This is a genomic window from Actinokineospora xionganensis (genome assembly GCF_014323725.1).
Lineage (GTDB): Bacteria > Actinomycetota > Actinomycetes > Mycobacteriales > Pseudonocardiaceae > Actinokineospora > Actinokineospora xionganensis.
The window spans coordinates 458,220-478,217 of sequence record NZ_JABVED010000002.1 but is presented as its reverse complement, the minus strand read 5'-3'; the positions used below and the strand labels follow the sequence as shown (position 1 = coordinate 478,217).

Below are 19,998 nucleotides of genomic sequence, written 5' to 3'. Positions count from 1 at the left end.
GCAAGGGGTGATGGGTGGACTGCGCACCGGGCGAGCGCGACGCATTCGCGGAGCTGTGGGCGACCGCGCTGGCCGCGACGGGCTATGTGGCGTTGAACTGCGGCGACCTCGTCGTGCACGTCGGCCGCCACACCCAATCTCTGCTCGCGGCGCTCGGCCGCGACCGGTTCGACCCGTCCCCGGCCGCCGCTGTCGGCGCCGCCCTGGTCGATCTAGGTCTCACTTCGCCGCGGACTCTCGCGTGTTCCTTGCAGCTCATCGGTGAGCGGCTGGCGCACATGGTCGACAAGGACCGCGTGCACCTGCTGCCCGCGCTGCTGTCGGCGTTCGCCGCGGGCTTCACCGCCGCCATGCAGCAGCGGATCTTCCGCGACCAGGAGGAGATCCGCCAAGCCGTGATGGACGCGCGCCGCGGCGCCGAGACCGCACTGCTGGCCAGTGAGGCCCGGTTCAAGGCGATGTTCACCCAGACCGCCGTCGGCATCGCGATCACCGACTCCAACGGCACGCTGGTCGAGGTCAACTCCGCGTGCGCCCGCATGTTCGACTACCCGGTCGAAAAGATGCCGGGAATGCACGTCGACGACCTGCGCTACCCCGATGAGCCCTCCGCGATGCGCAGGCCGCTCAAGGAGCTGCTGACCGGGCGGCGTGACAGCTACCGGATGGAACGGATGCTGCGCAAGTCCGACGGAAGTCCACTGTGGACTGACCTGTCGGTGACGCTCGTGCGCGACGAGGCCGGGGCGCCGCAGTTCGTCGTCGGCATGCTGGAGGACATCACCGAACGGCACCTGCTCGAACAGCGCCTGCGACACCAGGCCAACCACGACCCCTTGACCGGGCTGGGCAACCGGGCGCTGTTCACCGAGCGGCTCAACGCCGCCTTCGCCAAGGGCGGCGACCACCGCGTCGGCATCTGCTACCTCGACCTCGACGGCTTCAAAGTCATCAACGACAGCCTCGGCCACGACATCGGCGACGAGTTGCTGGCGGCGGTGGCGATCCGGCTCGAAGGCCTGGTCTCCGGCCCCGACCGGCTGGTGGCGCGGATGGGCGGCGACGAGTTCGTGGTGCTGATCGAGCACTGCGAGAGCATCGACGAGGTCATCGCGCTGGCCGAACAGATCCTCGCGGCGTTCGCCGTGCCGGTACGAATCGGCGGCCACCGGCTGTCGGTGTCGGCCAGCATCGGCCTGGTCGAGCGGCCCGTCGCGGGCACGACTCCCGCCGAGACCATGCGCGACGCCGACGTCACGCTGTACTGGGCCAAGGCGGACGGCAAGAACCGTTGGGCGGGCTACAACTCCGAGCGCAACGCGCGCGAGGTCGCCCGGTTCACCCTCGCCGCCCGGATGCCCGCGGCGGTGGAGAGCGAAGAGTTCTATGTGGACTACCAGCCGATCGTCCGGCTCTCCGACACCAAGCTGGTCGGTGTCGAAGCCCTTGTGCGGTGGGCACATCCGGAGTTCGGCAGGCTGGGGCCCGACCAGTTCATCAGCCTGGCCGAGGAAACCGGGCTGATCGTGCCGCTGGGCCGTTGGGTCCTGCGCGAGGCCACCAGGCAGGCCCGGCGCTGGCGGGACAGCTACGGGGACGAGGCGCCGTGGGTCAGTGTCAACCTTGCCGCCCGGCAGACCGTGGAACCCAACCTCGTCGACGACATCGCCACCATTCTGCGGGCCGCCGAGCTTCCGCCGTCAAGCATCCAGTTGGAGCTGACCGAATCGGCCATCATGGCCACCACCGGGGTCCCACTGGAAGCCCTGCGCGCCCTGTCGGACATGGGTGTGCGGATCGCCATCGACGACTTCGGCACCGGCTACTCGAACCTGGCCTACCTGCGGCATCTCCCCGTGCACTCGATCAAGCTCGCAGGCCGCTTCATGGAGGGGCTGCGCGCCGCGCCGGACGCCGACGAGGCCGACGCGCGCATCGTGTCGACCCTTGTCGAACTGGCGCACGCGCTGGGCCACGACGTGGTCGCCGAGGGCGTCGAGGACCCGGAGCAGGCCGAGCGGCTGCGTCTGATCGGCTGCGACACCGCTCAGGGCTGGCTGTTCGCCAAGCCCGGCCCGCCCGAGGAGATCGAGCGCTGGCTCGAGTCCTGAGACATCCGCTGGATCCCGATGACCCGCAGCAGGTCCAGCGCGTTGGACGCGGTGACGCCGCAGTACGCGAAAGCGCTGCCCGGCATGCGGGTCAACGCCGTCGACCCCGGCTACACCGCGACGGATATCAACGGGCACAGCGGAACGCAGACGGTGGCCGAGGGCGTCGAGTCCATCATCGCGATGGCGACCGCGGGACCGGACGGCCCGACCGGCGGCTACCACGACCGCCACGGGCCGATCCCTTGGTAGGGCTCAGCTTCCGAGGGCGTCGACGACGTTGTCCATGACTCCCTGCCAGTACGCGCGCTGACGCTCCCGCTCCTCGGCGCCGGTCAACCACTCCTGGTGGAAGGTCAGCTTCGTCCGGTCGCCCGCGGCCGCCATGGCGACCTGGACGGTGCTGTCGTGGTCCCAGTCCGCGGGCCGCCAGGTGAGCCGGATCCGGTCGTGTTCATGGAAACTGCGGACCTCGCCGGTGATGCCGGTGGCCGTCTCGTACCGGAAACCCTTCTCCGGCTTGAGTTCTACGTCCGGGCCCAGCCAGAGGTCCAGGCCCGCCCGGCCCGCGATGAGGTCCCACACCTTGTCAATCGGGTGCGCGAGCGTCCTGGACACGCCGATCTGCCAGCCAGCGTCCTTCGTCTGTCCGATCATGCCGTCCAGTGTGGCCGACGCCCACCGCTCCCGCCCGTGATTTACCAGCCGCCGGTGGCGGGCTGTCGAGTGGCGACATTGATGCGGTTCCAGACGTTGGTGGTCGCGATCGACAGCAGCAGCGCGGCGAGGGCCTGCTCGTCGTAGTGGCGGGCGGCCTCGTTCCAGATCGCGTCCGGGACCGGCTCCATGCTGTCGCTGATCCGGGTGACCGACTCGGCCAGCGCCAGCGCCGCCCGCTCCGCGTCGGTGAAGTACGGCGCCTCCCGCCAAGCCGACACGGTGAACAGGCGCTCGTCGGTCTCGCCCGCCTTCTTGGCGTGGCGCGCCCCGCCGTCGACGCAGACGCCGCACCCGTTGATCTGGCTCACCCGGAGGTGCACCAACCCAAGGGTCGTGTGCGGGACGGTGCTCTTCTTGACCGCCTTGTCGAGCGCCAGGATCGCCTTCATCGCGTCGGGCATGATCATGACGGGGTTGCTCATCCGTGCCTGCATGGCTGGTTCCTCACTTCGTCACATTGACCGTGTTTCGAACGTCAATGGCATGACGCAACGCGACGAAGGAATGTGACCGATGGACAAGAACGACCAGCTCGCACAGCGATTCGAGGACAACCGGGCGCACCTGCGGGCGGTCGCGTTCCGGGTCCTCGGGTCGACCACCGAGGCCGACGACGCCGTGCAGGAGGCCTGGTTCCGGCTCACCCGCGCCGACACGGACGAGCTCGACAACCTGGGCGGTTGGCTCACGACCGTCGTCGCCCGGGTCTGCCTCGACATGCTGCGCACCCGCAAGTCCCGCCGCGAGGAACTCGGCGAGGACGTGCCCGAACCCGTCGCGGGCGACGACCCCGCGCGTGAAGCGCTGCTCGCGGACTCGGTCGGCCCCGCGCTCCTGGTGGTCCTGCAGACACTCGCGCCCGCCGAACGCCTCGCCTTCGTCCTGCACGACCTGTTCGCCGTCCCGTTCGACGAGATCGCCGAGATCGTCGGCCGCACCCCCGCCGCCACCCGGCAGCTGGCCAGCCGCGCCCGCCGCCGTGTCCGCGGCGCCGATCCCGTGACCGATGCCGACCTCCCGTGCCGCCGAGAGATCGTCGACGCCTTCCTGGCGGCCTCCCGCGGCGGCGACTTCGACGCATTGCTGCCCCTGCTCGACCCGGACGTCGTGCTCCGCGCCGACAAGACGGCCGTCAACTCGGCGGCGGCCAGCCCCGGCGCGCCCGCCCTGGCGAGCGAGGTCCGCGGCGTCTCGGCGGTGGCGGGTTCGTTCCTCGGCCGCGCCCAGGCCGCTCAGCCAGCGCTGGTCGACGGCGCGCCCGCGGCCGTGTGGGCGCCGGGCGGCACGCCGCGCGTCGTCTTCGGCTTCACCGTCGCCGACGGAAAGATCGTCGGCATCGAGATCACCGCCGACCCGGAGCGGATCGGCGAGTTCGGAATCGTGATCGGCTGAGTGATGGCCTGCCCCGGTGGCTACCAGTTCACCGCTTGGGCGAGGTCGGCCGCGGGGACCAGGGCGGTGATCGGGCCGATCGGGTTCAGCACGAGCGGGTGCCCGTAGAGCAGCCCGGCCAGGTCACGGCCGCGCACCTCGCGCCACCCCGGCCAGTTCGCCGGGACGTGGGCGGCGGAGGTGCAGGCCGGGACCATCACCCGGCCGTCGTGGTTCGGGAACCCGGTCACGCCCTCGTCCTCCGCCGAAGCCGAATAGAGGAGCAGGGTCGCGTCCAGCACCGCGGGCAGCAGCTCGCGCTGCTCGCGGTGGCGGGTCTTGATCAGCTGGAGCATCTTCTCCAGCGGGTTCGACGGCACCGGCATCCGCAGCGCGGCGGGTGAGGGCCGGTAGTCGGCGTTCGGGCGGAACGTCTCACCGATCTCGCCGCGGTCGTCGACCGGGTATGCCCCGACCACACCCCACGGCGGTACGTCCTCGTCGTGGCCGAACGCCGGGTCGATCACGTACAGCCAGCTGTTCGGGTTCGCCCGCGCGCCCGCACGCATGTCGAGGGTGATCTCCGGCTCCTCCATGCGGCTCATCGTAGGTTCCCGAGTCACCGCTGGTCACCCTTCGGTACTTTGCGGTCATGGGGACCAACGCAGCACGCCTGGCCGTCACCGCTGTCACCGCCTTCGCCGCACTCGCGCTGACGGCCTGCTCTGAGCCGACGCCCGCGCCGCAGACCGGCTCGCCGCGGACCAGCGAGTCCACGGAGACTACGACGGACAAGCCGAGCCCGACGAAGAAGACGACAACACCGCCCAAGGTGGACCGTCCCGCGGACAAGGACCTGTCGGCGATCAAGCCGTGCGACGTGGCGAACGGCCTCAAGCCCGCCGATTTCGGCATCGACCAGCGCACCCAGGGTCGCGAAGGCAAGTCGGCGCCCTTCCCGGGATCGCTGACCTGCACGATCGTGGGCGACAAGGCCAATTTGATCCTGTCGGTCGACGCTGTGGTCACTGAAGGCTTCGCCTCTTACACGAGTTCCGTCGTAGGGAACGTCGTTCCGACAAAGATCGCGGGTTACCCAGCCGCTGTCGTCGAGGGCAAGGCGGGCGGGATCGCGTGTTTCACCGTGGTCGACACCAAGGACGGCCAGATGATGCAATTCCAACTCACTGTGACCAACCCGGACCGCCAGCCGGTCACCCCACACGCTGAGCTGTGCACCAAGGTGGCGAAAATCGCCGAAGCGGGCATGAAGGTCGTCCTCGCGAGCTAGCGTCATGCTCGCAGGGGTGGGGTGTCTCAAGAATTAGTCACGAGATCACCCAATATCGTGGAACCGTTCCGCGACGTCGTACATCACAGATACAGTTCGTTGCAAGAGCACAGGACTGAGGGAGTCGAACGGTGTTTCTAGCCGATGGCGGCGGGGGTTCATCCGCACCTGTGGGACCCAGCTATTCAGGTACGCAGACGTTGAAGGTCGAGCCTGCCTCGATCCCGGCGGCTCTGGCCGCGTTCCGTGACGCAAAGGACCGCGTCGGAGAGAAACTCGCCGCGCTGCAGTCTCTCCAGATTCGGGAGTGGGCGGAAGACCCGGTCAGCAGTGAGACCGCGCAGCAGTTCGCCGAGCGAACCAATGGTGGGGACGCGGCATCCGCTCTGGCCTGCCTCACCGGCTACGAGAAGCAGCTCACGGCCGCTTGCGACGCGCTTCAGCGGTCCTATGACGCCTACATGCTGGTCGAGGGCGACAACACGGCCCGCTGGGGCAAGTACGACAACGGCTAATAGGCCGCAGACTTTCGCTTGACGACCTGAGGGTGATTCCTATGGTGATGCACCGGTGGCAAGGGTATGACCACCCCACGCTGCACACGATGATCAACAGTGGCCCGGGTGCGGCCGCGTCCACTCCGCAGACCACGTACTGGGAAGCGCTGACCACCGAGCTGGCCGAGATCGACGCCGATCTCAACCGCAAGCTCGGCGAGCTCGGCGCGGCCTGGGAAGGCGCGGCGGGCGAGAGCGCCACCGCCGGTCTGACCCCGTTGCAGGCCTGGGCGACCGACGCGCAGTCCGGCACGAACATGATGAAGTCGTCCACCGAGTACCAGGCCGACATGATCTCCCGCGCCCGGGCCGAGATGCCCGAGCCGGTCGAGGTCACCACGCCCGCCCCCTCGGGCTGGGCGAAGGTCGCCGCGGGCGCCGCGCTGCTGACCGGCAACGCCGGTCCCGCCGCGGCCGTCGCCGGGCAGGCGATCGACCACGAGGCCCAGGAAGCCGAGCAGGACCGGGCTTCGCAGAAGGCCGTCGACACGATGGACTCGTACCAGAACAGCAGCGAGTTCAACCGCAACACGCTGGGCACCTTCGTCCCGCCGCCGGACGTGGTCGTCTCCACGCCGGAGCCCGCGCGGACGCCGGGTTCGGCTGTCGGCAACTTCAACCCGAACTACTCGGGCAACAACGCCAGCGGCAACTACACCTCCCCGTCCGGTTACTCGGGTGCGCCCGGCACCGGCAGCGGCTACGTCCAGCCTTCCGGCACCAGTGGCGGCCACTACGTGGGTCCCCCCTCCGGCACGCCGACGGTGCCCAACGGCTACGTCCCGCCCACGGCCACCACGCCCAACGGCTACATCCCGCCGACGGTCACCCCGGGCGGCCCGCCCGCGCCGAACCAGCTCATCCCTGGCGGCGCCAACAACCCGAACAACCTGAACTTCGGCGGCCAGCCGCCGATCAAGAACAACCCGTCCTCGTCGAACGCCACGAACAACCCGGGCGCGGGCAAGTCCACTGGCGGCGCGGGCGGCAAGGGCGGCCTCGGCCAGGGCGGTATGGGCCAGGCGGGCGACGCCTCGCGCCAGGCGGGTCAGGCGGGCAAGGGCGGCATGGCGGGTGCCGGTGGCTTCGGCCAAGCCGGTCCTGGTGGGCCTGCCGGTGGCCGCGGCGGCGCCGCGGGCAAGGGCATGGGCATGGGCGGCGGCATGGGTGGCGCCCGTGGAGCCCAGGGCGAGGAAGACGAAGAGTACGAGTTGGCGAACTACCTCGTGGAAACCGAGGACGTGTTCGGTGACGACCGGATGGTCGCCCCGACCGTCATCGGCGAGACCAGCGAGCAGTGATGCCGTTCGGAGCCATGATGGAGGTGGAGAGCGAGCCCGTCTCGCTCTCCGCCCTCGAATTCGACGTCCTGTGGGAGCACCTGTCGCCCGGCACCATGCCGCTGATCGTCAAGGTGCCGTCCCCAGGCAAGACCTACGAGGAACGCGCCGCCATCGAGGAGCGCGTCTGGGCTGATCTCGACGCCCGGGGCCTGGGCCGCAAGGTCGACCCGCACCCGGAGATCGAGCACCTGTTCGGCATCATCGCCCGCCCCGACCGCGAGGTCGACGGCCGGGCGTGGGCCGGGCGCGGTGTGCGGCTGATGACCGGTGTGGCGGGTCCGAACGCGGCGCTGGCCGTGCTGCGGGAGGACCAGATCACCCTGAGCCGCATCTCCCCGGAGTCACTGGCGTCCGCCGCGGTCGCCGTTCTGCCGAACTGGCAGGGCGGCCCCGGCCAGTCCGTCACGCTGCGGACCGACGACTTCGAGGCCGCCGCCAAGGCCACCGACGGCACCCAGAAGAGCTTCGAGGCGGCCCTGCTCGGCCGCGGCGTCCGCACGGACGACGCCCGGGCCCTCGCCACGATGATCGGCGACGTCCAGGGCACCGGGAACTTCGGCGCGGCCGTCCGCGACCGCCTCGGGCGTCGCCAGCGTGCCGCCCGGGTCGTGTCGTTCTTCGACACCACCGACGGCCGCTACGTGCAGGTCCGCAAGGCGTCCCCCGACGGCAATTTTTGGACCACCATCTCGCCCGCCGACACCCGCAAGCTCGTGCACCTGGTGGACGAGATGCTGGCCGAGGCGATGCGGGCGACCGAGTCCTGAGTTGCCGGGCCGCGAACGCGTCGATCCCGCCGAGCTCCGCACCGCGGTGCGGGCTTGGCGGGACGCGGGCGACCAGCCGCCCCGGCCGGTCCTCGCGGCCGCCGTCCGGCTGAGCCTGCGCACCCTGGAGGACATCGCTCCGGGCCGCAGCGTCGAGGTGCGGGTACCCCCGTTCGCAGCCGTGCAGTGCGTCGAAGGCCCACGGCACACCCGCGGGACCCCACCCAACGTGATCGAGACCGACGCGAGCACCTGGCTGGCCCTCGCCACCGGCACCCTGTCCTGGTCCGAGGCGCTGTCGACCGGCCGGGTCACCGCCTCCGGCGCCCGCGCCGACCTGTCGGCCCTGCTCCCGCTGCTCAGCATCGAATGAGCACCCTGTTCACCGCCGCAGACGGCACCAAACTCGCGTATCACCGACGTGGGGACGGACCGGTGCTCGTGTGCGTGCCCGGCGGGCCCGGTCGGGCCTCGTCCTATCTCGGTGATCTGGGCGGCCTGACCGACAGCCATGAACTAGTGGTCCTGGACCACCGCGGAACCGGGGACTCGGCGGATTCCGCCGACCCGTCGGCATACCGCTGCGATCGTCTGGTCGAAGATGTCGAGGCGTTGCGGGCGCACCTCGGGCTTGAGCGGATGAACCTCCTTGGCCACTCGGCGGGCGGCAACATCGCCACCCTCTACGCGGCCCGCTTCCCACACCGGCTGGACCGGCTCGTGCTGGTCACGCCCGGTCTCCGCGCGGTCGGACTTGACACGGTCGGATTCGAGGAAGCGATCGAGGCCAGGTCGGCCGAGCCGTGGTTCCGCACCGCCCGATCCGCGATGGACGCCTGGCAGCGGGCTGCCGCCGAGGGGCGCGGCCCCGCCGAGATCATGCCGCTGCGGATGGCCGCGGCGCCGTTCGCCTACGGGCAGTGGAACGCGGTCACGCAAGCCCATGCCGCAGCCGAGCCGGAGCAGCGCGGTCGCGCCGCGGCCGAGGGGTTCTACGCGGGATTCGAGCCTGACACAGCCGCCGTCCGGAATTCACTTCTCGCTGTGACGGCACCAGTCTTGGTCATCGCGGGTGCGTTGGATCCGGCGCCGACGCCTGCTGCCGTGCGGGCACTTGTCGATCTTTTCCGCAACGCCGAGCCAGCGGTGCTGCCTGCCGCAAGCCACTTCCCCTGGGTGGACGACCCGTCGACCTTCACCGCTCTGGTCGGCGGGTTCCTCTCCTCAGTCCGCTGACGCGACGACGCCTTGTTTGCGTAGGGCCGCGTACAGCCCCGCGCCACCGACGAGCGCCAACCCGGCGTACACGGCCAGCAGGGCGGGCGGTGTCGTGCCCGTGAGGGCGTCGCCCAGGATCACCACGGCGATGGTGCCGGGGAGGCTGCCGATCACCGTGCCCGCCAGGAACGGGCCCAGCCGGATCGTCGAGATGCCGCAGCAGTAGTTCACCGGGGCGAACGGGATCATCGGGATGAGCCGCAGCGAGATCATCCCGGCGATCCCGCCGCCGCTGAGTCGGGCGTTCACCGTGCGCACGGCGTCGCGTTCCAGGTGGGATTCCAGCCACTTCCGGCCGAGCCCGCGGGCCAGCAGGAACGCCGTCCACGCCGCCAGTGCCGTGGCGAGCATGGCCACCGCGACGCCCAGCGCCTCGCCGAGGAGGAGGCCCGCCGAGAGGTTGAATACGGTGCGCGGGATCGGGACCACGGTCAGGACCGCGTACACCGCCAGGAACACCACCGGCGTCGCCCACCCGGCGGCGGCCGCCCAGCCGCGCACTTCCGCCGGACTGGGCGCCGGCGCCAGGGACCCCGCCACCACCAAGGCGACGACGCCCACGAGGGCGATGATCAGCGTTTTTCGTCCGGACACCGGACACACCGTAATGGCAATGGTGAACACTTGGCATCCTCCCGGCGTCAACGCCGGGGATTCCAACCGCGACTACCCCACGAGGAAGTAGTCGTGTTGAGGTTCACGGTTAGCGGGCTCACCCAATGGCAGGCCTCCCCGTGCGGTCACGGCATGCCCTGCCGCGAATCGAATATTCAGCGCCGCGTTCACGTCGGCGTTGCGGGCGAACCACAGGACCGGCACTGGAAGGCGGCTTGGCTCTCGCGCGCCTCCCGATCCACGATCCCGCACGCCGAGCAACGCTGACTGGTGAAACGCGGGTCGACCTTCACAAGCCGGGGTGGGCTGGGGCTTTGTCGAGCCCTTGCTCCCAAATTCTCTTCGGTGTGGACGCCGAAGCCTCCTCGGGACGTGACGCGGGCCACCGTCCGATTGTCGGCATCACACGATCGAGCACTTACACTTGGGTGCAGCCTCACTCCATCCACAGGGAGCGCTCCGGTGGTCACCGACCAGTTCTCGACTGGCCCAGTCAAACCCGACGCCAACATCGACCAGCCGGAACCCGAGCCCCGCGAAGAATGCGGAGTCTTCGGCGTCTGGGCGCCTGGTGAGGAAGTCGCGAAACTCACCTATTACGGCCTGTACGCGCTGCAGCACCGTGGGCAGGAAGCCGCGGGTATCTCCGTCGCCGACGGCGCGCAGATCGTCGTGTTCAAGGACCTTGGGCTCGTCAGCCAGGTCTTCGACGAGCAGGTGCTGTCCTCCCTTCGCGGCCACGTCGCCGTCGGGCACTGCCGCTACTCGACCACCGGGTCGACCACGTGGGAGAACGCCCAGCCGACGTTCCGCACCACCGCCATCGGCAGCGGTCTGTCCCTGGGCCACAACGGCAACCTGGTCAACACCGCCGAACTGCGCGACCGCGCCGCCGAACTCGGCGTCGCCACCCGCAACGGGGCGACGACCGACTCCGACCTGCTGACCGGTCTGCTGGCCGCCGCGGCCGCCGACAAGGGCATCGAGCAGGCCGCCATGGAGCTGCTGCCGACCGTGCGCGGCGCCTACTGCCTGGTCTTCTCCGACGAGTCCACCCTCTACGCCGCCCGCGACCCGCACGGTGTCCGGCCGCTGGTGCTCGGCCGCCTCGAGCGCGGCTGGGTCGTGGCCAGCGAGACCGCCGCCCTCGACATCGTCGGCGCCTCGTTCGTCCGCGAGGTCGAGCCGGGTGAGCTGATCGCGATCGACGCCGAGGGGCTGCGCTCGTCGCGCTTCGCCACCCCGGAGCCCAAGGGCTGCATCTTCGAGTACGTCTACCTCGCCCGCCCGGACACCACGATCTCCGGCCGCGGCGTGCACGCCACCCGGGTCGAGATCGGCCGCAAGCTCGCCGCCGAGTTCCCGGCCGAGGCCGACCTGGTCATCCCGGTCCCGGAGTCCGGCACCCCGGCCGCGATCGGCTACGCCCAGGCCAGCGGCATCCCGTACGGCTCCGGCCTGGTCAAGAACGCCTACGTCGGCCGGACCTTCATCCAGCCCTCGCAGACCATCCGCCAACTCGGCATCCGGCTCAAGCTCAACCCGCTGCGCGACGTCATCCGCGGCAAGCGGCTCGTCGTCGTCGACGACTCGGTCGTGCGCGGCAACACCCAGCGCGCGCTGGTGCGGATGCTTCGGGAAGCGGGCGCCCTAGAGGTGCACGTCCGGATCGCGTCGCCGCCCGTGCGCTGGCCCTGCTTCTACGGCATCGACTTCGCCTCCCGCGCCGAACTCGTGGCCAACGGCCTCGACCTCGACGGCATCCGCCGCTCCATCGGCGCGGACTCGTTGGGCTACGTCTCGCTCGAAGCGCTGGTCGCGGCGACCGAGCAGCCCAAGAGCAGGCTCTGCTCGGCCTGCTTCGACGGCAAGTACCCGATCCCGCTGCCCGAGGACATCCACATCGGCAAGCACCTCCTCGAGGGGATCGAGAAGGGCGTCGCGGGCTCCGCTGCCCCGGTACTCACCACCGGGTACGGTGCCGAGGACGCATTGCGCCGTCCCTGATCTCGCGTTCCTACAAACAGTGATTCGAGTTATGACTGACACCAGCGAGTCCCAGTCCGTCTCCGCCAGCGCCACCTACGCCGCCGCGGGGGTGAGCATCGAGGCCGGTGACGAGGCCGTCGAGAAGCTCAAGCCGTGGGCGGAGAAGGCGGTCCGCCCCGAGGTGATGGGCGGCATCGGCGGCTTCGCCGGGCTGTTCAAGCTCAAGCTCGACCGCTGGAAGGAGCCGATCCTCGCCTCCTCCACTGACGGTGTCGGCACCAAGATCGCGGTCGCCCAAGCCCTCGACATCCACGACACCGTGGGCATCGACCTGGTCGCCATGGTCGTCGACGACCTCGTGGTCTGCGGCGCCGAGCCGCTGTTCATGCAGGACTACATCGCTGTCGGCAAGGTCATCCCCGATCGCATCGCAGCGCTGGTCAAGGGCATCTCCGAGGGCTGCGTGCTCGCGGGCTGCGCGCTGCTGGGCGGCGAGACCGCCGAGCACCCGGGCCTGATGGCCGACGGCGCCTACGACCTGTCCGGCACCGGTGTCGGCGTCGTCGAGGCCGACCAGTTGCTCGGCCCGGACAAGGTCCGCCCCGGTGACGTGCTGATCGCCATGGCGTCCTCCGGCCTGCACTCCAACGGCTACTCGCTGGCCCGGCACGTGCTGCTGGAGATCGGCCGGATGCCGCTGGAGGGCCACGTCGAGGAGTTCGGCCGCACCCTCGGCGAGGAGATGCTCGAACCGACCCGGATCTACGCCAAGGACTGCCTGGCGCTGTGCGCCGAGACCGAGGTCCGGACCTTCGCGCACATCACCGGCGGCGGCCTCGCGGCCAACCTGGCCCGGGTCCTCCCGCACGGCCTGCACGCCGACCTCGACCGCGGCACCTGGACGCCGAAGCCGGTGTTCTCGCTGATCGCGCAGCGCGGCCGGGTGGAGCGGGTCGAGATGGAGCGCACGTTCAACATGGGGGTCGGCATGGTTGCCGTCGTCGCGCCCGAGGACGTCGACCGCGCGCTGGCGGTGCTCACCGCCCGCCACGTGCCCGCCTGGGTGCTGGGTGATGTCCGCCCCGCCGAGGACGCCGACGCCCCGCGCGCGGTGCTGCTCGGAGATCACCCGAGGTTCTGAGGCAACCCGCGGTCCCGCCCCGCCGTATTAGGTGGTGAGGGCGGGAGGGGCCGGTGTCCGATCGCGACGCGGAATTCGGGGAATACCTGGACAGCCGTGCCGTCGTCATGCGCCGAACCGCTTATCTGTTGAGCGGGGGCGACTGGCATCGCGCGGAGGACCTTGTGCAGAGCACGCTGGCGAAGATCTACGTCGCCTGGCCTCGACTCAACCGCGCGGGCAACGTCGACGCCTACGCGCGCAAGATCATGGTCCGCACTGCCATCGATGAGTCGCGCCGCGCGTTCCGCAGACGCGAGAACGTGGTCGGCGACCTTCCGGAGATCGGCGTGCCGCCCGCCGGGGTGGACGACGCCGTCGACGTCCGGCGGGCGTTGGCGCGGCTGCCGCCGGGGCAGCGCGCGGTAGTCGTCCTGCGGTACTGGGAGGACCTCTCGGTCGCCGAGACCGCGCAGGCGCTCGGCAAGAGCGAGGGCACGATCAAGAGCCAGGCGTCCAAGGGACTCGCCGCCCTGCGTGAACTGCTGGCGGCAGGCCGTGTCGCGCTGGAGGGATCACCATGCCCGACGAGGTGAAGGCACTGCTGGGACGCGCCCTCGACGGTGAGCCGCCACTGGACCTCGACCGCGACGCGATCTTCGCCGATGGCCGGGCCAGGCTGCGGCGCCGACGGTCCATCGCGATCGGCGGGGCGGCCATGGCCGTGGTCGTCGCCGTAGTCGGAACGTCCGCGCTGGCAGGCGGGCTGATCGGTCAGTCGGCTGACGATCTTGGACTCGGCGCGTCCGCGAGCGCGCCGCCGTCGCGCCCGCCCGTCTCGGTCACGACGTCCAAGGCGCGGCCCTCGACCACGGAGAATCGTCCACCGGTGGAGTGGCCGAGGCTGACCGACGAGCTGCTGACCGGCAAGATCCCGTGGCCCGCGGAGGTGACGTCGGTCCGCGGCAAGCCCGGCAGCCCCCGCGGCTTCCAATTCGATGGCGCGACGCTGGAGCTCGTCCTGGGCAGCGCGTCCGGTGAGCGCTTGCTGACCGTGAGGGTGGAGCCGCCGAACACTCTGCGGATGTTCTGCCGCCAGGGGGAGTACTGCTTCCGCGAGGAGATGCCGACCGGCCTCGTCGTCCGGACGAAGACCGACCACAGCGATGGCCGCGAGACCGTGTTCGCGAACGTCCGGATGCCCAACGGCGAGGAGATCTCGCTGATCGAGAGCGCCTGGGGCGACCGTGCCCGGCCGCATCGGCTTCTGCCGTACCCGCTGTTCACCTCGATCGGGACCACCCCCGGTCTGCGCGGCTACGTCCGTTAATCGAATGGGCCTGTCGGGTCCGGTGCGGCATGCTTTGTGCCGTGCCTGAAGAGTTGGTGGTGTCCAGAACGCTGGTGATCCCGGCGACCGAGCTGCGTGAGCGGTTCTCTCGGTCGTCCGGTCCCGGCGGCCAGGGCGTGAACACCGCCGACAGCCGCGTCGAGCTGTCCTTCGACGTCGAGCACTCGCCGTCGGTCCCCGACGAGCTGCGCCCAAGGCTGCTGGCCCGGCTGGGAAGCCGGCTGGTCGACGGCGTGGTGACCATCGCGGCCAGTGAGTACCGGGCCCAGCTCGCCAACCGCGCCGCCGCCCGCGAGCGGCTGGCCACGCTGCTGCGGCAGGCCGCTGAACCGCCCCCGCCCGCACGCAGGCCGACCAAGCCGTCGCGTCGGGCCAAGGAGCGGCGGATCACCGCGAAGAAGCAGCGCGGCGAGACCAAACGTGGCCGCCGCACCCCGCCCGCCGAGTGATCTGGGCCACGACGGGAACACGCTGTGCGTGCCCGGTGCTGAATAGTTCGTAGACCTACGAACTTAGCCCGGAGGATCCTCGTGAGCCTGTTGTTCAGCCCCCTGACTCTGCGCTCGGTGACCCTGCCCAACCGGATCGCCGTCAGCCCGATGTGCCAGTACTCCGCGACCGACGGTCTGCCGAACCACTGGCACCTGGTCCACCTGGGATCCCGCGCGGTCGGCGGGGCGGGCCTGGTGATCGCCGAGGCCTCCGCCGTCGATCCAGCGGGCCGGATCTCGCCGGAGGACGCCGGACTCTGGTCGGCCGAGCATGTCGAGGCTTGGCGGCCGATCACCGCGTTCATCGCGGCGCACGGCTCCGTGCCCGGCATCCAGCTCGCGCACGCGGGCCGCAAGGCGTCCACCTACAGCCCATTCGTCGGCCGTGGCGGGGTCGCCGACACCGATGGCGGCTGGACGCCCGTCGCCCCGACCGCGGAGCCTTTCATTCCCGAGTACCGCGTCCCCTTGGCGCTCGACGAGGCGGGCATCGCCGACATCGTGGCCAAGTTCGCCCAGTCCGCGCGGTACGCCGTCGAGGCCGGGTTCAAGGTCGTCGAGATCCACGCCGCCCACGGCTACCTGCTGCACGAGTTCCTCTCGCCGCTGTCCAACACGCGCGCCGACGACTACGGCGGCTCCTTCGAGGGCCGGACCCGGTTCGCGGTCGAGGTGGTGCGCGCGGTGCGCGAGGCGGTCGGCGAGGAGATCCCGGTATTCGTCCGGATCTCCGCGTCCGACTGGACCGAGGGCGGGCTGACGGTCGACGACAGCGTGGAGATCTCCCGGGTGCTGGCTGAGGCGGGCGCCGACCTGATCGACGTGTCCAGCGGCGGCAACGTGCCGCACGCCAAGATCACGACCGGACCCGGTTACCAGGTGACGTTCGCCGACGCGATCAAGCGCAAGGCCGACGTGCTGACCGGATCGGTCGGGGAGATCACCGACGCGCGTCAGGCGGAGGGGGTGCTGGCGGACGGGGCGGCTGACCTTGTCCTCATCGGACGGGAAATGCTTCGGGATCCCTACTGGGCGCTCCGTGCGGCCACCGAACTCGGTGACAGTGCGGCGACGCCCGCGCAGTACGGATCGGTCTCGTACTGAGGGTGCGCCAAACCGAGCTGTGTGCTCCGAGGTCGAGCCGTGAAGACCGCCCCGGTCAGGGGCGGTCTTCACGGCTTTACGGAGGGGGATGCGGCGTGGTGGGTCCGTCACCAAGTGCGGGGTGACGGACCCTGAGTCATCGCCGGTATTCGTCGTACTCGTCGTCGGACGAGTCGTCGAATTGGTCACTGCTGTCGTGACCGTCGTCTTTGCCGCCCGACAGCTCACGCTGTAGGGCGTCGAAGTCCGTGGCGTGTGAGCTGTACTTGAGCTCCCGGGCCACCTTCGTCTGCTTGGCCTTAGCTCGGCCGCGCCCCATGGCTCGACCCCCTCGCACAGTGACGGGGCGGCCGGGGGAACGGCGGCCCCGTAGATGTCGACAGTTGATTCCTGGTAACTACCGTACCGTGCCGAAGGGGTTCGATGCGACGCGGCATGGTGTGCAGAACCCGACACCCCGCCGAACACTCTCCCAAGGGCGTCGATCGCCACGGTCCGTGAAACCATGAGCGCGTGCCTCGTCCGTTCGTCGCCTACCTCCGGGTGTACGAGCCGCTGTCCGCTTTCGGTGGATCACTGGGGGATTTGCTTCGCGCCGTGATCGAGGACGGCGCGGTCGAACACGCCCGGGCGGGCATCCGCGAACGCGAGGTGTGGTTCCGATCACAACTCGCCAACGCCGCCCTTCCCGGCGAACTGCGCGATGGCAGGCCGACCCCGAGTTCGGTCCGCGATGTCCTGGTGATCGACCCGGCCGAGGTGCACTGCGCGGAAGCCACCGTGGGGCCCGGTCCGCTCGTGTGCCCGATGGACGTCCGCGCGCGGTCCGCGGCGGCCCTCATGGGCTTCCTGGAGACGTCCACGCCGATGCTGCGGGCGGCGATGCTGTCGGACTCCCCGGAGCGCCTGCGGGCCCGCGCCGCCCACATCCTGGGCGAGCAGCCCAACGGGTCGGTCCACATCGTCTCGACGACGTGGACGGTCCCGCTGCCGTGGTTCTCCCTGGTCGACCCCGCCCACCGACACGTGGTCGTGGCACCCCGCGACGACCCGCGGCGGCAGGTGTTCTGGCGGGTGGCCATGGGCGACGCCCGGCGGCGCATCGAGCGGGCGGCGACTCTCGCCGAGCAGACGTTCGGGGAAGCCGGTCCCACGCGGGTGTTGATCGACACCGCGGCCTGGCTGGAGAACTTCGATGAGGGGTCGGCCGTCGAGCTGGACTACGGCGGGCTGGTGCAGCTGTTTTCCGATGAGGAACTGCTTGAGGACACGTCTGCCGATGACGTGAACGGAATCTTGGACGCTATCGAGGCCTCGGACGCCGAGGAGGTCGCGGAGCGGTTCACGAAGCTTCGGGACTTCTGGGCGGGGATGGCTATTCGGGAGCGCTTCAACTAGCCCACAAACGCACGAGCCGATCCAACGGGCACCCGAAGCCCAAGTCCGCCCCGAGACGGATCAGCCCAAGTCATCCAGCAGGCCCGGGCGCAGGCGGGCTGAGCCAACCGGGACCCCACCACCCAGAATTTCCCGCTCAGCCATGTCGGCCAGTTCCGGTGCGTCGTAGCCCAGCGCCCGTAGGACGCCGACCAGCAGCGGGGTGCGGGGCCGCGGGGCACCGTCGTCGATCTTCAGCGCGGCCGACGTGCCGTCCGCCAACACCATCGCGTGCACGCCCTCCGCGCCGCCCTTGACCAGGACGCCGGGGATGGCCTGCATCAGTTCCGTGTCATCGCGGTCGGTGCCGCCGACGAGGTGTGAGTGCGCCCGCATCGCGTCGGCCACCCGGCGCCTGCGGGTGCCGGGTTCGGCCAGGACCAGCCCGCGGTAGCCGGTGGCCAGGCCTTCCAAGGTCAGCGCGAACAGGGGCGCGCCGCAGCCGTCGACGCCGATGGTGCTGATGTCCTCACCGGTCATCTCGGCGACGGTCTCGGCGATCGCGGCCTGGGCGGGGTGGTCCGGGTCCAGGTAGGACCGGACGTCCCAGCCGAGTTGGACGCTGGTGGCCAGCATCGCCGCGTGTTTGCCCGAGCAGTTCATCGCCGCCGACCGCTTGCCGCCGCCACCGGCGATCACGCGGTTGCGGGCGGCCTGGTTGAGCGGCCAGTCAGGCGGGCAGCCGAGGTCGGACTCTGTCAGGCCGTTCTTGCCCAGGATGCCGAGGACCTGCTCCACGTGCTCGGCCTCACCGCTGTGCGACGCGCAGCCGACGGCGAGGTCGGCGTCGTCAGGGAGGTCTAGGCCCGCGCGCAGCAGGCCGAGGCCCTGGAGTGGCTTGTTGCAGGAGCGGGTGAATACCGGCTCCCGGACTTCGCCCAAGGCAAGGAGGATCTCGCCGTCCGGATCGAGCACCACCAAAGAGCCGCGGTGCACGGATTCCACGAACCCGGAGCGGAGGACTTCGACCAGTACGGGATTCAGCTGGGCTCTCGCTTCGCACGTTCGGCGGCCAGGAGATCGTCGACCGAAGCGCTCCCGGCCCGGTAGCGGCTGCCGATCTGCTCGTTCAGCAGGTCCATCACCACCTGCACCTGCCGCCGCCGCTGCGAGACCGAGGCCTCTTCGGCCTGGTAGGTCCGCAGGGCGAGGTCGAGGCGCTCGTCGGGCAGGGACACGACATCGGTCAGGTCGGCGTCGGAGACCAGGGCCTCGACGTGCCTGCGGTGCGCCTCGGCGCGGGAGGGCTCCAAGGTCTGGTAGCGGCCGGAGCCCATCGCCGGGCCCACCGCGTTGTCGGCGAGGATCGCGGCGAGCTGGTCGACGACCGACTGCGACCCGCCCGTGGCCCGGCGCTTCTGCTCGGCCTTGACGATGTCGATCCGCCCGTGTAGCAGTCTGCGCATGTAGGAGAGGTCGGTCTCCTCCTGCGCGGCGTCGTCGCGCCGCGCTCGGACCTCGACGAGGTCGAGCTGGTCGAGATTCTCGACATAGTCAGGCGACAGGACTCGGTCGATGCGCCTGCGCCCACCGGGGCGGACTTCGATCACGCGCACATCCTCCGATAAATAGTGCCTCGCCGCCATATCTGCGCCCAGCTATCACTGCCTAGCTTGTCACCCCGAGCAGCACTCGCGCGTCATCGGGCTTGATCGGCGGCCGCTGGGCGATCCGCGCGAGGCCGGACGCGCGTGCGACCAACTGGGCGTTGTCCTTGACCCGTTCGCCCCGCGCGTAGGAGACGGTGTCCTCCATCCCGACCCGCACGTGCCCGCCCGCCGACAGCGCGGCGAACAGGATCGGCAGAGTCGAGCGGCCGACGCCGGTCGCGGAGAAAGTGGCGCCCTCGGGGATCAGCCGCAGCGCCGCGGCGAACGTCTCGACGTCGCCGGGCATGCCGCCGGGCACACCCATCACCAGGTCGAGGTGCACGTGGCCGCCCGCGGGCAGACCGTGCTGGTCGAGCAGCCTGCGCAGGGCGGTGAGGTGGCCGAGGTCGAAGATCTCGTACTCGGGGACGATGCCCCGGTCCCGCATCCGCTTGTGCAGCTCGACGATGAAGTCCCAGCGGTTGAGGAACACGTCGTCGCCGAAGTTGAGCGTGCCCATCGAGCACGACGCCGAGTCCGGCATCGCGTCGAGCACGCGCAGGCGGTGCTCCTCGGGATCGGTCACCGCGCCGCCGGTGGAGAGCTGCACGATGAGGTTCGTGCTCTCCCGCACGGCCGCGACCGTGTCCTTGAGTCGTTGCAGGTCCAGTGACGGCTTGGCGTCGTCGTCGCGGATGTGGATGTGGATCATCGCGGCGCCGACGCGCTCACAGTCGCGTGCGGTGGCGACGAGCTCGTCCAGGGTGACCGGCAGGTTCGGCACGTCGGATTTGGCGTGCTCGGCACCGGTCGGGGCGACCGTGATCAACGTGCCCGGAGATGTCGACATGGCGCCGATCCTGG

At 70.3% G+C, this 19,998-nt stretch carries 25 protein-coding genes; 16 read left to right on the top strand and 9 right to left on the bottom strand.

What is annotated here, in order from left to right:
* Positions 1-14 precede the first annotated feature (14 nt).
* Complete coding sequence (locus GPZ80_RS05895; protein WP_187218803.1) at positions 15-2,111, top strand: putative bifunctional diguanylate cyclase/phosphodiesterase; 2,097 nt, start codon at positions 15-17, stop codon at positions 2,109-2,111.
* Positions 2,112-2,129: 18 nt separating this feature from the next.
* Positions 2,130-2,363, top strand: coding sequence for a Rossmann-fold NAD(P)-binding domain-containing protein (locus GPZ80_RS05890; RefSeq protein WP_187218802.1), 234 nt, complete (start codon positions 2,130-2,132; stop codon positions 2,361-2,363).
* 3 nt (positions 2,364-2,366) lie between these two features.
* Here GPZ80_RS05890 and GPZ80_RS05885 read toward each other — a convergent pair whose 3' ends face one another.
* A complete protein-coding gene (locus tag GPZ80_RS05885; RefSeq protein ID WP_187218800.1) occupies positions 2,367-2,768 on the bottom strand; it encodes an SRPBCC family protein in 402 nt (133 codons plus the stop codon).
* Between the two features lie 41 nt (positions 2,769-2,809).
* Entirely contained in the window at positions 2,810-3,265 is a 456-nt protein-coding gene (locus GPZ80_RS05880) for a carboxymuconolactone decarboxylase family protein (protein WP_187218798.1), read from the bottom strand.
* Positions 3,266-3,344: 79 nt separating this feature from the next.
* On the opposite strand from GPZ80_RS05880, the gene GPZ80_RS05875 reads away from it, so the two are divergent.
* Complete coding sequence (locus tag GPZ80_RS05875) at positions 3,345-4,223, top strand: sigma-70 family RNA polymerase sigma factor (protein WP_187218796.1); 879 nt, start codon at positions 3,345-3,347, stop codon at positions 4,221-4,223.
* 20 nt (positions 4,224-4,243) lie between these two features.
* On the opposite strand, the gene GPZ80_RS05870 is transcribed toward GPZ80_RS05875, so the two are convergent.
* The gene (locus GPZ80_RS05870; protein ID WP_246476779.1) at positions 4,244-4,798 is read right to left on the bottom strand and encodes a type VII secretion system-associated protein; all 555 of its coding nucleotides are present in this window, start codon (positions 4,796-4,798) and stop codon (positions 4,244-4,246) included.
* Positions 4,799-4,854: 56 nt separating this feature from the next.
* On the opposite strand from GPZ80_RS05870, the gene GPZ80_RS05865 reads away from it, so the two are divergent.
* The 6 genes from GPZ80_RS05865 (at position 4,855) to GPZ80_RS05840 (ending at position 9,396) form a co-directional block, all read left to right on the top strand.
* Positions 4,855-5,493: a DUF3558 family protein gene (locus GPZ80_RS05865; protein WP_187218792.1), complete on the top strand. Its 639-nt coding sequence runs from the start codon at positions 4,855-4,857 to the stop codon at positions 5,491-5,493.
* Positions 5,494-5,693: 200 nt separating this feature from the next.
* Positions 5,694-6,008, top strand: coding sequence for a hypothetical protein (locus tag GPZ80_RS05860; protein ID WP_187218790.1), 315 nt, complete (start codon positions 5,694-5,696; stop codon positions 6,006-6,008).
* Between the two features lie 89 nt (positions 6,009-6,097).
* Positions 6,098-7,351 carry a PPE domain-containing protein gene (locus GPZ80_RS05855; protein ID WP_187218788.1) on the top strand — a complete coding sequence of 418 codons (1,254 nt, stop codon included), beginning with the start codon at positions 6,098-6,100 and terminating at the stop codon, positions 7,349-7,351.
* A complete protein-coding gene (locus GPZ80_RS05850) occupies positions 7,351-8,160 on the top strand; it encodes an ESX secretion-associated protein EspG (RefSeq protein WP_187218786.1) in 810 nt (269 codons plus the stop codon). The genes GPZ80_RS05855 and GPZ80_RS05850 overlap by 1 nt, the downstream gene beginning before the upstream one ends.
* Before the next feature lies 1 nt (position 8,161).
* The gene (locus tag GPZ80_RS05845) at positions 8,162-8,533 is read left to right on the top strand and encodes a sterol carrier family protein (RefSeq protein ID WP_187218784.1); all 372 of its coding nucleotides are present in this window, start codon (positions 8,162-8,164) and stop codon (positions 8,531-8,533) included.
* Positions 8,530-9,396 carry an alpha/beta fold hydrolase gene (locus GPZ80_RS05840; protein ID WP_187218783.1) on the top strand — a complete coding sequence of 289 codons (867 nt, stop codon included), beginning with the start codon at positions 8,530-8,532 and terminating at the stop codon, positions 9,394-9,396. The genes GPZ80_RS05845 and GPZ80_RS05840 overlap by 4 nt, the downstream gene beginning before the upstream one ends.
* Here the strand turns inward: GPZ80_RS05840 and GPZ80_RS05835 are convergent.
* Positions 9,385-10,032 (bottom strand): TVP38/TMEM64 family protein, encoded by a 648-nt coding sequence (locus GPZ80_RS05835; RefSeq protein WP_187218781.1) that lies wholly within the window; start codon positions 10,030-10,032, stop codon positions 9,385-9,387. The two genes, GPZ80_RS05840 and GPZ80_RS05835, sit on opposite strands and share 12 nt — an antisense overlap.
* A 188-nt stretch (positions 10,033-10,220) precedes the next feature.
* Entirely contained in the window at positions 10,221-10,565 is a 345-nt protein-coding gene (locus tag GPZ80_RS33960; RefSeq protein WP_376771641.1) for a zinc ribbon domain-containing protein, read from the bottom strand.
* On the opposite strand from GPZ80_RS33960, the gene purF reads away from it, so the two are divergent.
* The 6 genes from purF (at position 10,516) to GPZ80_RS05800 (ending at position 16,108) form a co-directional block, all read left to right on the top strand.
* The gene (gene purF, locus GPZ80_RS05825; RefSeq protein ID WP_376771639.1) at positions 10,516-12,060 is read left to right on the top strand and encodes an amidophosphoribosyltransferase; all 1,545 of its coding nucleotides are present in this window, start codon (positions 10,516-10,518) and stop codon (positions 12,058-12,060) included. The two genes, GPZ80_RS33960 and purF, sit on opposite strands and share 50 nt — an antisense overlap.
* Before the next feature lie 31 nt (positions 12,061-12,091).
* Positions 12,092-13,183, top strand: a complete 1,092-nt coding sequence (purM, locus tag GPZ80_RS05820; protein WP_187218777.1) for a phosphoribosylformylglycinamidine cyclo-ligase — start codon at positions 12,092-12,094, stop codon at positions 13,181-13,183.
* Between the two features lie 53 nt (positions 13,184-13,236).
* Positions 13,237-13,758, top strand: coding sequence for a SigE family RNA polymerase sigma factor (locus GPZ80_RS05815; RefSeq protein WP_187218775.1), 522 nt, complete (start codon positions 13,237-13,239; stop codon positions 13,756-13,758).
* Positions 13,743-14,492 (top strand): hypothetical protein, encoded by a 750-nt coding sequence (locus GPZ80_RS05810; RefSeq protein WP_187218774.1) that lies wholly within the window; start codon positions 13,743-13,745, stop codon positions 14,490-14,492. The genes GPZ80_RS05815 and GPZ80_RS05810 overlap by 16 nt, the downstream gene beginning before the upstream one ends.
* A gap of 41 nt (positions 14,493-14,533) precedes the next feature.
* Entirely contained in the window at positions 14,534-14,962 is a 429-nt protein-coding gene (arfB, locus tag GPZ80_RS05805) for an alternative ribosome rescue aminoacyl-tRNA hydrolase ArfB (protein WP_312880135.1), read from the top strand.
* A gap of 81 nt (positions 14,963-15,043) precedes the next feature.
* On the top strand, positions 15,044-16,108 hold the full coding sequence (locus GPZ80_RS05800) for an NADH:flavin oxidoreductase/NADH oxidase (RefSeq protein WP_187218770.1): 1,065 nt from the start codon (positions 15,044-15,046) through the stop codon (positions 16,106-16,108).
* A gap of 136 nt (positions 16,109-16,244) precedes the next feature.
* On the opposite strand, the gene GPZ80_RS05795 is transcribed toward GPZ80_RS05800, so the two are convergent.
* Entirely contained in the window at positions 16,245-16,427 is a 183-nt protein-coding gene (locus tag GPZ80_RS05795; protein WP_091376232.1) for a DUF3073 domain-containing protein, read from the bottom strand.
* 194 nt (positions 16,428-16,621) lie between these two features.
* Here GPZ80_RS05795 and GPZ80_RS05790 point away from each other — a divergent pair, with 194 nt between their 5' ends.
* The gene (locus GPZ80_RS05790) at positions 16,622-17,506 is read left to right on the top strand and encodes a DUF8083 family protein (RefSeq protein ID WP_187218768.1); all 885 of its coding nucleotides are present in this window, start codon (positions 16,622-16,624) and stop codon (positions 17,504-17,506) included.
* 60 nt (positions 17,507-17,566) lie between these two features.
* Here the strand turns inward: GPZ80_RS05790 and GPZ80_RS05785 are convergent, their stop codons facing one another.
* The 3 genes from GPZ80_RS05785 to GPZ80_RS05775 are packed head-to-tail and all read right to left on the bottom strand — an operon-like array spanning position 17,567 to position 19,984.
* Positions 17,567-18,517: an asparaginase gene (locus GPZ80_RS05785; RefSeq protein ID WP_281401178.1), complete on the bottom strand. Its 951-nt coding sequence runs from the start codon at positions 18,515-18,517 to the stop codon at positions 17,567-17,569.
* Between the two features lie 8 nt (positions 18,518-18,525).
* The gene (locus tag GPZ80_RS05780) at positions 18,526-19,095 is read right to left on the bottom strand and encodes an RsiG family protein (protein ID WP_091376222.1); all 570 of its coding nucleotides are present in this window, start codon (positions 19,093-19,095) and stop codon (positions 18,526-18,528) included.
* 58 nt (positions 19,096-19,153) lie between these two features.
* Positions 19,154-19,984: a beta-keto acid cleavage family enzyme gene (locus GPZ80_RS05775; protein ID WP_187218767.1), complete on the bottom strand. Its 831-nt coding sequence runs from the start codon at positions 19,982-19,984 to the stop codon at positions 19,154-19,156.
* Positions 19,985-19,998 lie beyond the last annotated feature (14 nt).

Excerpts from the sequence above, each read along its gene's own strand:
- GPZ80_RS05885 (WP_187218800.1), bottom strand. The coding sequence starts at position 2,768 with ATGATCGGACAGACGAAGGACGCTGGCTGGCAGATCGGCGTGTCCAGG.
- GPZ80_RS05775 (WP_187218767.1), bottom strand. The coding sequence starts at position 19,984 with ATGTCGACATCTCCGGGCACGTTGATCACGGTCGCCCCGACCGGTGCC.
- GPZ80_RS05890 (WP_187218802.1), top strand. The coding sequence starts at position 2,130 with ATGACCCGCAGCAGGTCCAGCGCGTTGGACGCGGTGACGCCGCAGTAC.
- GPZ80_RS05810 (WP_187218774.1), top strand. The coding sequence starts at position 13,743 with ATGCCCGACGAGGTGAAGGCACTGCTGGGACGCGCCCTCGACGGTGAG.
- GPZ80_RS05865 (WP_187218792.1), top strand. The coding sequence starts at position 4,855 with ATGGGGACCAACGCAGCACGCCTGGCCGTCACCGCTGTCACCGCCTTC.
- purM (WP_187218777.1), top strand. The coding sequence starts at position 12,092 with ATGACTGACACCAGCGAGTCCCAGTCCGTCTCCGCCAGCGCCACCTAC.
- GPZ80_RS05880 (WP_187218798.1), bottom strand. The coding sequence starts at position 3,265 with ATGCAGGCACGGATGAGCAACCCCGTCATGATCATGCCCGACGCGATG.
- GPZ80_RS05795 (WP_091376232.1), bottom strand. The coding sequence starts at position 16,427 with ATGGGGCGCGGCCGAGCTAAGGCCAAGCAGACGAAGGTGGCCCGGGAG.
- GPZ80_RS05840 (WP_187218783.1), top strand. The coding sequence starts at position 8,530 with ATGAGCACCCTGTTCACCGCCGCAGACGGCACCAAACTCGCGTATCAC.
- GPZ80_RS05875 (WP_187218796.1), top strand. The coding sequence starts at position 3,345 with ATGGACAAGAACGACCAGCTCGCACAGCGATTCGAGGACAACCGGGCG.
- GPZ80_RS05870 (WP_246476779.1), bottom strand. The coding sequence starts at position 4,798 with ATGGAGGAGCCGGAGATCACCCTCGACATGCGTGCGGGCGCGCGGGCG.
- GPZ80_RS05850 (WP_187218786.1), top strand. The coding sequence starts at position 7,351 with ATGCCGTTCGGAGCCATGATGGAGGTGGAGAGCGAGCCCGTCTCGCTC.
- GPZ80_RS33960 (WP_376771641.1), bottom strand. The coding sequence starts at position 10,565 with ATGTTGGCGTCGGGTTTGACTGGGCCAGTCGAGAACTGGTCGGTGACC.
- GPZ80_RS05855 (WP_187218788.1), top strand. The coding sequence starts at position 6,098 with ATGATCAACAGTGGCCCGGGTGCGGCCGCGTCCACTCCGCAGACCACG.